Source organism: Williamsia sp. Y853 (assembly GCF_056786495.1).
Genome location: NZ_JBXCJC010000001.1, coordinates 1,149,395 through 1,163,594 on the forward strand (window position 1 = coordinate 1,149,395; position 14,200 = coordinate 1,163,594).

Annotated in this window: 3 protein-coding genes; all 3 read left to right on the forward strand. The window is 64.8% G+C overall.

The genetic code is table 11. The annotated features are described in order from the left end of the window. Positions 1-27: 27 nt before the first annotated feature. Positions 28-972, forward strand: coding sequence for a methionyl-tRNA formyltransferase (locus tag AC1TPF_RS05580; RefSeq protein ID WP_482136113.1), 945 nt, complete (start codon positions 28-30; stop codon positions 970-972). Positions 973-1,108: 136 nt separating this feature from the next. Continuing rightward, positions 1,109-2,119 carry an ABC transporter substrate-binding protein gene (locus AC1TPF_RS05585; protein WP_482143012.1) on the forward strand — a complete coding sequence of 337 codons (1,011 nt, stop codon included), beginning with the start codon at positions 1,109-1,111 and terminating at the stop codon, positions 2,117-2,119. 175 nt (positions 2,120-2,294) lie between these two features. Then, a complete protein-coding gene (locus tag AC1TPF_RS05590; RefSeq protein WP_482143014.1) occupies positions 2,295-14,189 on the forward strand; it encodes a non-ribosomal peptide synthetase in 11,895 nt (3,964 codons plus the stop codon). The last annotated feature ends 11 nt before the right edge of the window (positions 14,190-14,200 follow it).

Here is a 14,200-nt window from a genome sequence, read left to right on the forward strand (position 1 = left end):
CGGGGCGAACCCTATGGAAGGTGAACGATGCGTGTCGTGATGTTCGGATATCAGACGTGGGGGTACAAAACCCTCGAGGCGCTGATCGGATCCGATCACGAGGTGGCCCTGGTGGTGACCCACCCGGTGAGTGAGCAGCGGTACGAGTCGATCTGGGCTGATTCCGTGGAGGACCTGGCCCGGTCGAACGGGGTCGATGTGGAGCTCGCCACCCGCCCGACGGCAGAGCTGATCGAACGCGTGAAGCTCGCCGAGCCCGACATCATCGTGGCCAACAACTGGCGAACCTGGTTGCCAAGAGAGCTTTTCGACCTCCCGCCGCACGGCACCCTGAATCTGCACGATTCGTTGCTGCCTCGGTTCACCGGCTTTTCCCCGGTGATCTGGTCGATGATCAGTGGGGCATCCGAGACCGGGCTGACGGCACACCGGATGGACGACGATCTGGACACCGGAGATGTCTTGGTGCAGAGGTCGGTTCCGATCGGGCCAACCGACACCGCAACCGAACTCGTCGGTGCCACGATCGATCTGATTCCCGAGGTGCTGCTCGATGCGCTCTCGCAGATCGAGTCCGGGACTGCGACATGGACGCCACAAAACCTCGACGATCGGACCTTCTTCCACAAGCGGTCCGAGCGTGACAGCCTGATCGATTGGTCCTGGCCCGCAGAGGATCTCGATCGGCTCGTCCGCGCATTGTCCGACCCCTATCCGAACGCGTACACGTTTGTGCGTGGTCAGCGCATCCGAATCACCAAGGCGCGGGTATCGCGGGGCATCTACGGGGGTACACCCGGCCGGATCTTCATCAAGGAGGGTGACGGCATGGTGATCGTGGCCGGCCCGAACGCGCATCGGGGCCAGAACCATGGTCTGGTGATCGAACGCGTCCGTACCGATGACGACGTCGAACACAACGCTCTGGACTTCTTCCCGCACGGTGGCGGGTACTTGTCCGACGACGCATAGATCAACCCGGCGGCTTCTCCGCGTCAGCCATTTGAACCTATACAGAGACTTCCTAAAAAGGTACTATTCGCGGAGATCATCTGGATAGCGCAGGGCACGACTGGGCTCTGCCTGCAAGTAAAGGAAGTCGCACAAAGTGAAATCCAATAGTCGAGCCACGGGTGTGGCGGGCCGGGTGGCGATCCTGGCATTCGCCCTCATGCTCCCGGCCGCCTGCTCGAGCGACTCCGATGCCAGTTCGTCGGACGAATCAGCCGTGACGGTCACCGGCGCATACGGCGAGACCGTCGTCGAAGAGACGCCGCAGCGCGTGGTTGCGATGTCGGCCACCGATGCCGATTTCCTGCTCTCCGTCGGAGTGACGCCGATCGCGATTCCGAGCATGCCGCAAACCGATGCGGCGACCAACGGAACGAGCATCTACCCCTGGGCAGAGGGTAAGTACCCGGCCGATACACCGAAGATCGCTGCGCCTGCCACCGATTTCAGCATTGAAGCGGTCGCGGCGCTCGATCCCGATCTCATCGTGGCGACCGGTTTCTGGGGCCTCGACGAGACGTCCTTCGCGGCACTGTCCGAGATCGCTCCGGTGCTGCACTTCGACACCGAGGCCAACGCTGATCCGTGGCAGGACAACGTGCGCAAGATCGGCCAGGTAGTCGACCGCGCCGACGAGGCCGAGGCGAGCATCTCCTCCGCCGAGGCGGCCGTCGCGACCGCCAAGTCCGACAACCCGGTGTTGGCGGGCAAGACCTACAACGCGATCATCTCGCCGTCTGAAGATGGTGTGTACGTGTTGTGTTCGACAGAAGACAACATGGCACGCGTGATGGCCGACCTCGGGCTGGTGCTCAGTGACTACGCGCAGACCGTCGAATGTGACGGCGGAAAGGGTGAGGTCTCCTGGGAGAACCTGCCCAATCTCGACGCGGATCTGCTGTGGGTGATCCCGGATACCCCCGATCAGGTCCAGGTCCTTCAGTCGCAGCCACTGTGGCCGACGCTGACCGCCGTGTCCAAGGGTGCGGTGGCCGTGGTGCCGAAGACCGAGGGTGTGCCGTTCGCCCTCGCGTTCCCGTCGCCGATCAGTCTTGAGTGGGGCGTGAACCAGCTGGCTCCGCAATTGGCAGCTGCTGCAAGCAAATAGGCGATTCGCGTCAGTTTGAATCCATGTGAGCCACCCCGGCCCGGCCGGGGTGGCTCACGGCGTTTTCGGGGCATCCGATCAACCCCCGGCACTTCATATAGCCTAAACTGATAGGCAAGTATGCGTGAGGTCGTGCAGATAGTCCGACCGGGGTGCCACGGAGGGTTCGGTTCTGATGACTGACACATTCGAAACAACCACTGCAGGCGTTGTGCCGGCGACGCTCGGCAGTGAATATGCCGGTGGCACTGTCGATCTGCTTGCCGACGCCGATGTGGATGCCGGCTTCGGCCAACCGCCGGTCCGCCTGTCGATTGCGGTATCGGGCGTGCACGGTCTTCCGGAATCTGCTGTCGAATGGGCCGTTCGACGCTGGTTCAGTCACTACTCGGGCCTGCTGCGTGCGTCGGGGTGCGCGTCGCAGCCCGCATACCGGGTGAGCACCGTCCGGGGCGATCTGAGCACCCCGGACCCTGATGCCATCGTCGACGCGACCTGTCTGATCGACACCGTCGGCGGTGTCCTGGAACTGACAATCGATGTCACCACCAACGATCTCGACGAGGTATGGATCTCCGGCGCCGCCGGCGTCATCCGGCGCCTGGCCCACGACCGACTCGAGAATCGGGGGAGCTCCGTTGCTCTCGGCAATGGCCGGGCCGTTCTCGCGCAGTACCTCCTCGAAGCGGAGTCGCCCGAACTGCTCGAACGTGATCATTGGGCCGAATTCGCCACCGAGCTCGAGGAACTCGCGCCTGCCACCATCGGGATCGACCCGGCAGGCCGTGAGACCGGCACCGCGCACACTGATTGCCTGCGGCTCCGAATCGACGCTCCGGTGGCGGATTCCGGTCTGTCGTCGAGGGTTGTGGTGGTCGGATCGGTGCTACGGGCCCTGGTGGATTCCGGCGTGCTCGACGGAGACACCGCCGACGGCGTGCTCATCGACGTCGAGGAACCCGCCCGGACGCAGCGCTGGGCACTGATCCCGGGCCGTATCCGTCGTCGATTCCCGCTCTTGATCCCGGGCGATCTCGTCGCTGCCGCTGCTGATTCCACGGTTGGTTCAGCGGCCGAGTACCTCGCCGGCCTGGCCGCGGTGGTGGATATCGACGGCCCGACCGCATCGGACCATGGCGCGCTGCGGTTCGCGAATCCCTTGGCCGAAGGCATGTTCGACGACCTTGCCGAAGCCGACATCCTGGTCTCGATCCGCTTCGGTGACGCACTGCCTGCCTCGGATCGCCGCGATGGCGATCAGATGGCGTTCGGGCGGTACGCGGTGGTGGCGACGGTCTGGATCGGTGCGACGGCGATCGACGGGCGACAACCGGTGGTCGTCGACGTGGCGATTCGCCCCGGTGCCCAGCCCGGTGCCGGCGATATGGCTGCGTCCATGGCTGCCTCGCTGGGTGTCTGGGGTGCCGGACATCTCGGTGATGTGGCAGGTGTGGGGTCTGCTTTTGCGGCCGATCCTGCGATGGCGTCGCTGGTGTCCGTCGACGACGAGACCAGCGCGCGCATCGAGGCGTTGTTCGGGCCACCGCGAGATCTGTTGCCCGTCTCGGCACTTCAGGAGGGTCTGCTCTTTCACCTGCAGTCCGCGCAGGCATCGCAGGCAGGTGACCTGTACGCATCACAGTTCCATCTGACCATCGACGGTCAGGTCGATGCGGCCCGGATGCGGGCGGCGGTGCGTGCGCTGCTGTTGCGTTACCCGAACCTGGCTGCGGGCTTTGTCACGCTCGGAGATCGCACGTTGTCCGTGGTTCCGTCCGTCATCGAGGTCCCCTTCCGTCACCTGCGTCGCGATGTGTGGGGGCGGGACTTCGACACCGTCGTGCAGGTCTTCGAACACGAACGGGCGCAGCCGTTCTCCGCAACCGCGCCGCCGTTGATCCGGTTCGTGCTGATCGAGGTCGCGCAGCGCAGTTCGGTACTGTGTGTGACTTTTGAGCACATCCTTGCCGACGGATGGTCCGCGGGCCTGATGATGGATACGCTCCTCGACCTCTACACCGACCCGTCGGGGAGTTCGCTGCCCGAGGTGGTGTCCTTCCGGACGTACCTGCAATGGTTGGCCGGACGGGATCTGTTGGTGGCCCGCGATATCTGGGGCCGTCAACTGTCGGGATTCGATGAGCCGACCCTGCTGCGTCCGGACGCTGCGGCAATCGCGGCGACCACGGCGATGGCCAGGGACCACCACGAAGACCTCTCGCGATCGCTCAGTGATGACATCCGGGCCGCTGCCGCAGCGACCGGTGTCACCGTGAGCACGTTCCTGCAGGCGGCCTGGGGTATCACCCTGTCGCGGCTGGTCGGCAAGGACGATGTCGTCTTCGGGACCACTGTGTCCGGTCGGCCCGCAGACCTCGACGGGGCGGAATCGATTGTGGGGCTGCTGTTCAACACCGTTCCGGTGCGGATGACGCTGCGTCCGGATCTCACGGTGGCACAGGCACTGGGCGACCTTCACGCGCGCAACATGGACGTCCTCGAACACCCCTACATCGGGCTCGGTGACATGCAGGCCATGGTGGGTCTGCGAACGTTGTTCGACACCCTCTTCATCATTCAGAACCATCCGGGACGCCGGGAGGGACAGACCTACGGTCCGGCAGGTGAGATGCGGGTCGCCGATGCCGCGCTGACCGACTCAACCCACTATCCCGTCTCCTTTGCGTTGTATCCCGGTGAGCAGATTCACGTGCGGTGCGCCTACCGTGGCGACCTGTATACGGCCGAACAGGTTGCGGTGCTGGTGGATCGGCTACGGGGTGTTCTGCAGGACATGTCCGCGAACACCGCGTCGTCGGTTGGCAGTATCGCGGTGGCGACCGACAGCGAATACGCGCTGGTCACTTCCGAATGGAATGCAACCACGCGGGATGTCGAACCCGTCACCGTTGCAGAGCTTTTCGATGCCGGTGTGGCCCGGACGCCGGATGAGGTCGCTCTGCGCTCCGGCCGGATGCGTCTGACGTTTGCCGAACTCAGCACGCAGGTCCACCAATACGCTCGTGCGCTGCGGGCCCGCGGTGTGGCCCCGGAATCCCGGGTGATCCTGATGCTTCCGCGGGATGAGCGGATGATCATCTCGATGTTCGCGACCTTTGCGGTCGGCGCGGCATACGTGCCTGTCGATTCGGACTATCCGATCGACCGGATCGGATACATGATCGAGGCCGCCGCACCGACCCTGGTCGTGACCACCACCGACCTCGCGACCCGACTGGGCTCGGTGGATTGTGCCGTCCTCGACCTCGACGACACAGACGTGATCGCCGAACTCGGTGCGTATGCGGCCGGACCCCTGTCGGCCACCGAACTCGGTACGCCGGTACATCTGGACAACCTCGCGTACATCATCTTCACCTCAGGCTCGACAGGTCGCCCCAAAGGTGTTGCGGTGCCGTACCGCGGCCTGACCAACATGTACTTCAACCATGCCGAGCGCATCTTCGATCATGTGGTGGCCGGGCAGGGTGGACGCCGGATGCGGATCGCCCACACCACCTCCTTCTCCTTCGACGCCTCGTGGGAGCAACTGTTCTGGATGCTCGCCGGACACGAGGTGCACGTGATCGACGAGGACATGCGCCGGGATCCGACCGCGTTGCTGGCCTACTACGACCGCGAGGTGATCGACGGATTCGACGTCACGCCCTCGTATGCGATGTATCTGATCGAGCAGGGGCTTCTGGAGCGGGATCGTCCGCGTGGTCTGTCGGTGTCGGAGACTGCTGCCGGCGTCGTGTTCGTCTCGCTCGGCGGCGAGGCCGTACCGGATGTGCTCTGGACCGCGCTGCGGGAAGCGCCCGGGGTGGAGGGCTACAACCTTTACGGCCCAACCGAATACACGATCAATGCACTGGGAGCCGATGTCGCCGACAGCACCGTGTCGTCGGTGGGGAACCCGATCTTCAACACACGCGCACACATCCTGGATTCCGGACTCAATCCGGCCCTCCCCGGAGTTGCAGGTGAACTGTATCTTGCAGGCGCGGGGACAGCGCGTGGCTACTTCGAACAGCCGTCGATGACCGGCCACCGATTTGTCGCCTGCCCCTGGGGCGATGGTCAGCGGATGTACCGCACCGGCGATCTGGCGCGGTGGCGTGTCGACGGCAGCATCGAATACCTGGGCCGGGTCGATGACCAGGTGAAGATCCGGGGTTATCGCATCGAGCTCGGGGAGATCGTGAACGTCCTGCTCGATGCGCCGTCCGTCGCGCAGGCGACCGTGGTCGTCCGGGACGGTGCCGCGGGCCCGATTCTGATCGCGTATGTGGTTGCTGCGGAACATGATCAACAGATCGACACCGATGCTCTTCGTTCGCACGTCGCGCAGAGACTGCCGGACTACATGATCCCGTCGGCGTTCGGCGTGATCACCGAGATACCGCTGACCATCAACGGCAAGGTCGATGGCAGGGCGCTCCCGGCAGTGGACACCGGTGAGGACGTCTACGTGGCACCACGCACGGTGACCGAAGAGGTTGTCGCCGAGGTCATCGCCTCGATCCTGGATCTCGACCGGGTGTCGGCCGATGACGACTTCTTTGCGCTGGGCGGCCACTCGTTGTTGGCGATGCGGGTGGTGTCGCGGGTCAATAGGGCACTGGATTCGGCGTTGTCGTTACGGGATGTATTCGATAGTCCATCGGTGGCAGGCATTGCGGCGGTGGTTGATTCCGATGCTTCCGGTGTCGGGCGCCTTAAAGTGGCCGACGTGGCGTGCGCAGATGTGGTGCCTGCGTCATACGGCCAGCAGGCCCTGTGGTTGATCGGGCAGGTCACCGGCGCCGGCTCGGTGTACACGATTCCGGTGCTGCTCTCGGTCGGTCCCGATTTCGATCGGGCGGTGTGGTCTGCGGCGTTGACGGATGTGGTGACACGTCAAGAGGCGTTGCGGACCCTGCTTGTCGACGTCGGCGACGGAGTCCTGGAACAGCAGCTGGTTGCCGCCGACGAGGTCGATTCGTGGCTTGTTGTCGAGAACATCGACGTAACCGGCAGGGCGGCCTCGGATGTGCCGCAGCAGGTGCAGGGCTGGGTCCGGCAACCGATGGACGTGGGCCGCGACTTTCCGGTGCGCGCTGCGGTGTTCTGCGGTGGATCCGATGGGATCGCTGCGGGCGCGCCCGTGGTCGCGGCACTGGCGATACACCACGCGTTCATGGACGAGTGGTCGTTGCCGGTGTTGTTGCGCGACCTCGGTGTTGCGTACGCGGCACGCAGCCGCGGACGGAACCCGGCATGGGAGCCGTTGGCGGTGTCGTACGGGCAGTACGCGCTGTGGCAGCGGGAGCTGTTGGGTGAGGGTGATGTGGCGGGTTCGGTTGCCGCGCAGCAGCTGAGCTATTGGGCCACGCATCTGGCGGATGCGCCGGATGTGTCGATGGTGGCGACGGACCGGCCTCGGCAGGCACTGGCGTCCTATGACGGCTTCTCGGTGGAGTTCTCGGTCGATGACGCTGTGACGCAGAGGCTCCGGGCCTTGGCGGCGTCGTCGGATGTGTCGATGTACATGCTGGTGCAGGCGGCTGTGGCGGTGACGATGAGTGCCTTCGGTGCCGGCGATGACGTGGTGCTGGGGTCTCCGGTGGGTGGCCGCGGTGACGAGGACCTCGATGATCTGGTCGGCTATTTCGTCAACACCTTGCCGATGCGCCATCGACTGGACGGCAACCCGGCCTTGGTCGAGGTGCTCGATCGGGTGCGTGAGGTCGTACTCGGTGGCTTCGCGAATCAGGATGTGCCGTTCGACCAGATCGTGCAGTTCTCCGAGGTGACGCGCAGCAGCGCGCACAACCCCCTGTTCCAGACGTTGGTGACCTATCGGGCCGCCGGCGTGGTCGGGTCGAGTGCTGATTCGCTTGCGGCAGCAGGATTCGGACCTTATGCCGAGCGGGTCGAGATCGGAACGGTCAAGACTGACCTCGATATCGACATCGCAGATGGGGTCGACGGACTGACCGGTGTCATCGCCTGTGCGGCAGCGCTGTTCGATGAGTCGACGGGCAGGCGATTGGCAGACGGTCTGTCGCGAGTGCTGGCCGCATTTGCCGACGATCTCACCCGTCGTCTTTCGGACCTCGCGGTGGTGAGCTCATCGGATCTCGGACACATCGAACGCTGGTCGCAGGGTGGAGCTGTACCCGCCGATCGTGACGCGACGCTCGATGTGCTGGTGGCCGATGTGGTCCGCACGCAGCCGGACGCGATTGCGGTCCGCGGCGGTGGGAGGGAGTTGTCCTACCGGGAGTTGGGTGGGGCCACAACGCGGTTGGCGCACCGTCTGATCGCCGACGGGATCAAACCCGAAGACCGTGTCGCAGTATTCGTCCCGCGATCGATCGAGATGGTGACGGGGTTTGTCGGCGTACTGGTGGCCGGAGCGACCGTGGTCCCGGTGGATTCGTCGTATCCCACCGAACGCATCCGGATGATTCTGGACGACTGCCGTCCGGCGATGGTGTTGACCACATCCGGATTGGCCCGGGCCATCTCGGAGATCACCGGAAAACTCGGTGTACGTGTGATCTGTCTGGATGAGCCCGACCAGAGTTCCTCGGAGACTGCCGGTCTCGGCACTGGGCAACCGGCGCTGCGCTCGTCCAACGCCGCCTACGTCATCTACACGTCCGGGTCCACCGGCCGTCCCAAGGGCGTCGTGGTCGATCATGCGGCGATCATCAACCTGATCCGGTGGCGGCAGTCGGAGTTCCCCCTCGGCGTCGGTGAGAGTGTGTTGCAGAAGACGTCGGTGGGATTCGATCCGGCGATCCCGGAAATCTTGTGGCCCTTGGTCGTCGGAGGCACGGTTGTCCTCGCCGATGACGGCGGGGACAAAGACCTGACCTACCTCGGCCGCGAGCTGAACGCCGGCGACATCACCTTTGTCGAACTCGTCCCGTCGGTGATCGCCGCGATGATCGAACTGGGCATCGACCTGTCCGGCTCCGGACTGAAATACCTGTCCGCCGGTGGCGAGGCGTTGTCCGGGGCTCTCCGTGAACGCATCGCACAGGCCTGGGGTGTGCCGGTCTGGAACACCTATGGTCCGGCCGAGGCCGCGGTGGAGGTCACCAGCTTCAGCGGCGATACCGACAGCCGGGGTGCGATCCCGATCGGCTCGCCCGTCTGGAACACCCACGTACTGGTGCTCGACGATCTCCTGCGGCCGGTCGCCCCTGGGGTGACGGGCGAGCTCTACGTGGGTGGAGCGCAACTGGCCCGCGGCTACCTGGATCGCCCTGACCTGACCGCCGGACGATTTGTCGCCTCCCCGGCAGGTGCCGACGGCGAGAGGGTCTATCGCACAGGTGATCTCGTGCGATGGACCGAATCCGGTGATCTGGTCTTTGTCGGCCGGGCCGACAACCAGGTGAAGATCAACGGGTCCCGGGTCGAACTCGGTGACGTCGAGGGCGCACTCGGGTCCATCGCCGGCGTCGCGAACTGCGCGGTGACCGTGCTGGATACGCCGAACGGAGTGTCCCGCCTGATCGCATACGTGACCCCGGCCGGGCGCCGGACGATCCACGACCTCGACCCGTCGGCGATCCGGAACGCACTCTTCGATCACATCCCGGCGCACATGGTTCCGGCAGCGGTGATCGTGGTGCAGACGTTGCCGCGCACCGCAAACGGAAAACTCGATCACAGTGCGCTACCCGCACCGGAGGATTCCGCGGGCACCGGGCGGCTGCCCGAGACCCCGACCGAGCAGCTGATCGCTACCGCGTTCGCCGATGTGCTGGGCGTGGATCGGGTGGCGGCCGACGACGACTTCTTCGGTCTTGGCGGTCATTCACTGTTGGCGATGCGGGTGGTGTCGCGGATCAACGGCGCGCTCGGGTCGGCGTTGTCGCTGCGAGATGTGTTCGACCGTCCGTCGGTGGCAGGGCTTGCCTGCGTCCTCGATTCGGCCGCCGATGGGGCGGGCCGGATTCGGCTCGCCGATGTGGCGTGCGGCGAGGTCGTGCCTGCTTCCTTCGGTCAGGAAGCGCTGTGGCTGATCGGGCAGGTGACCGGTGCGGGCTCGGTCTACACGATTCCGGTGGTCCTCACGGTTGGTGCTGATTTCGACGAGAATGCATGGTCGGCGGCGTTGACCGATGTGTTGATCCGGCAGGAGGCGTTGCGAACACTGCTCGTCGACTCCGGCGAGGGTGTGTTGGTGCAGCGGGTTGTCCCTACCGATGGCCTCGGTTCGTGGTTCGGCGTTGAACAGCTGGATCTTTCGGGCTCCGATGTCGATGGTACCGCGAGCACTGATGCTCATGCGCGGGTCGAATCCTGGGTGCAGCGCCCCGTCGACGTTGGTCGCGACTTCCCGGTGCGTGCTGCTGTCTTCGCGAACGTCGACAGCAGCGCGGATGACCGGGTGGTCATCGTGGCGCTGGCAATCCACCATGTCGCGGTTGACGAGTGGTCGCTGCCGGTATTGCTGCGCGACCTGGGTATGGCGTACTCGGCCCGTCGCCATGGCCGCGCTCCGGTCTGGGACCGTCCGGTGGTGCCATACGGGCGGTACGCGGTGTGGCAACGGGAGTTGTTGGGCGACTTCGATAATCCGGGATCGGTCGGTCACGAGCAGTTGGTTCATTGGCACGAACATCTCACCGGTGCGCCGGAGGTGTCGATGGTGGCGACGGACCGGCCGCGCCCGGTGGTCGCGGCGTTTGACGGATTCTCGCTCGAGTTCGACGTCGATGACACTGTGACGAAGGGTCTTCGGGAGCTGTGTGCGTCGTCGGGCGCGTCGATGTACATGGTGGTCCAGGCCGCAGTCGCCGTGATGATGTTCGGATTCGGCGCCGGTGACGACGTGGTGCTGGGGTCGCCGGTGGGTGGCCGTGGTGACGAGGATCTGGATGACGTTGTCGGCTATTTTGTCAACACTCTGCCGTTGCGTCATCGGCTGGATGGGAACCCGACCCTGGCCACGGTGCTGGCCCGCGTTCGGGAGGTTGTCCTGAATGGTTTCGCGAATCAGGACGTGCCGTTCGGCCAGATCGTGCAGGACTCCGACGTGAGGAGGAGTAGCGCCCACAACCCGTTGTTCCAGACGCTCGTGACGTATCGGGTTGCCGGAGTGCTCGACTCGAGTGTGGAGTCACTGCTGGCAGAGGGCTTCTCGCCGTTTCCCGACAGGGTGGGGATCGGGGCTGTCAAGAGCGACCTCGAGGTCGACATCGGTGAAGCCGGTGACAGTCTCGTCGGCACCATCTCGTGCGCGTCCTCGTTGTTCGACGAGGTCACCGCACACCGGTTGGCCGATGGAATGCGTCAGGTGCTGGCGGCTTTTGCCTGCGATGTGGATCGGCGGCTGTCGGATGTCGCGGTAATCGGTTCCGCGGAGTTGGTGCAGATCGACGGCTGGTCGCGCGGTGAGATGTTACCCCTTGATCACGATGTGACCGTGGACGTGCTGCTGGCCGAGGCCGCGCGGACGCATGCCGCCGTGCCCGCGGTTCGCGGTGGTGGGAAGCAGTTGTCCTATGCGGAGTTCGATGGTGCGGTGAACCGGCTGGCCCGGTTCCTGCTGGCGCGGGGTGTGACACCGGAGGCCCGGGTGGCCGTCCTGCTGCATCGCTCCGTGAAACTCCCTTCGGTGTTGAGCGGAATCGTGCGTGCTGGTGCGACGTTCGTTCCGGTCGACCCGTCAAACCCGGCGGACCGGATCGAATACGTTCTCACACAGAGCGGTTCGACCATCGTTATCGTCGAATCCGCCACGCGCGCCGCGTTGGAGGGGGTGGCGATCGGTGACGGCGTCACGGTCATCGACCTCGGAAGTCCGGACGTGCAGGTGCAACTCGCGCGGTTCGGCAGTGCCCCGATCGATGACGAAGAGCGTCCTCGCCGGATCCTGGGATCCGATGCGGCCTACGTCATCTACACATCGGGATCGACCGGCAGGCCCAAGGGCGTGGTGATCGAGCACCACGGGTTCGTGAACTTCCTGCGGTGGAAGCAACAGGTCACCGGTATCGAACCCGACGAACGAGTGCTTCAGAAGACGCCGATATCATTCGACGCTTCACTCTGGGAGTTCTTCGTGCCGTTGATGATCGGCGCAACGGTGGTGATGGCGGATCCGGATGAACATCGGGATCCGGCCTACCTGGCGCGGATCATCGCCGAAGAGCAACTGACAACCATCGAGTTCGTCCCGTCGATGCTCGACGCACTCCTCGAATACGGTCTCGACGACGTGGACATGTCGAGTCTGCGGCGGATCTTCTGCGGCGGTGAGGCACTCTCGGTGGCCACCGCGTCCGCGGCACTGGCAAGATTCGGTGACATCCTGTTCAACCTCTACGGGCCCACCGAGACCACGGTGGGAATCACCTCGCAGAAGGTCAGTTCGGCGTTGCTCGAATCAGGGGCACGTTTCGGCGGTGGATTACCGATCGGCGTGCCCGCCCACAATTCGCAGGCCCTGGTACTCGACCGGTACCTGTCGCCGGTCCCGGTCGGTGTGGTCGGTGAGTTGTACCTCGGCGGTCCGCAGCTGGCCCGTGGCTACCATGGCCGAGCGGACCTGACCGCCACCGCGTTTGTGGCAAGTCCGATGCCCGGCGCCGCGGGGGAGCGGATCTACCGAACCGGAGACCTGGTGCGGTGGAACAAATTCGGATCACTGGAGTACCTGGGACGGGTGGACGATCAGATCAAGATCCGTGGATTCCGGGTCGAGGTCGACGAGATCAGAACAGTTCTCGAGCAGCATCGGGGTATTCGGTCGGCGGCCGTGGTGGCGCGTGACCGGAGCGGCGTCACCTCTTCGGACCGCTACCTGGCCGCCTACTACTGTGTCGAGGCGTCCGGTGGACCCGAGTTCGCCGCCGCTGATCCGGCAGCAATCGAACGCACACTGCGAGCACATCTGTCGGCGCGACTGCCCGACTACATGGTGCCGTCGGCATACGTCTCACTGGAGGCCATACCCGTCACCGTCAACGGCAAACTCGATCTGAAAGCGCTGCCGGAGCCGGGCAACTCGAACGAAGGCGGCACGGAGCCGGCCACCGATCTCGAAAGGGCTGTGGCACAGGTAGTGCGAGAGATTCTGGGTCTCGACGCCGATCAGACGCTCTCGCTGGAAGACGACTTCTTCCGGCTCGGTGGGCATTCGCTCCTGGCCGCGCGCCTTGTCACGCGACTGAACCGGGACCTCGGCAGTTCGCTGACCATGCAGAGTGTGTTCTCCGCCCCGTCGGTCGGCGCGTTGGCGCAGGCCCTCGACCCTGACTGCGCCACCGGATCGGACACAGATCCGGTGCTCCTGCGCCTGGCCGATACCGGCACCGGGCAGCAACCGGTCATCGCCGTGCATGCGAGCTCAGGTTTCGGGACCGTCTATTCGACGCTGACGTCGTACGTCGAATCCGGTAGAGGCCTGGTGGCGCTGCAGGATCCGTCTCATGCCGGCGATCAGCTGGACTTCGCGACCCTCGACGAGCTGGTCGACTTTTACACCGGCTCCGTGCTGGCGTGTGCGCCGCAGGGGCCGTACAACCTGGTGGGATGGTCGTACGGAGGCCACATCGCGTTCGGTATCGCGCGTGAACTCGAAGCGATGGGCAAAGAGGTTGCGACCGTGACGATCCTGGACACCCCACCGGTGACGGAGTCGACCGTGATCGTCTGGGACGACGAGGAACGGGAACTGCAGGTGCGGACCTCGTTCGCACGCTTCGCCGAACTGCCCGATGTCACCGGACTGTCCCGCGCGGAGATCCAGGAGCTCAACGCCGCAACAACCGGTCCGCTCTCGAATCTGGGTGACCGCGAGGCCTTTGCGTTCATGGATTCGTTCGAGCGGTGCCTGCGGCTGATGGAGGCCCGGCCCACCAGAGGCGCGCTCAAGGCCCGAGGTCTGCTCGTCCTCGGCCGGGAGCACGCGGACTCGACCCGCCAGACCACCGAGCAGTGGAGCCGTCACTTCCACGAAGGCGTCGAGGTCCGCATTGTGGACGTCGACCACGAGGACATGGTGTCAGCCGCAGGCGTCTCCGAATGGGCGCCGTGGTGGGCGCAGCACCTTCGCTGAACTCGTAATTC

Coding starts and splice junctions, on each gene's coding strand:
- AC1TPF_RS05580 (WP_482136113.1), top strand. CDS start 28: ATGCGTGTCGTGATGTTCGGATATCAGACGTGGGGGTACAAAACCCTC.
- AC1TPF_RS05590 (WP_482143014.1), top strand. CDS start 2,295: ATGACTGACACATTCGAAACAACCACTGCAGGCGTTGTGCCGGCGACG.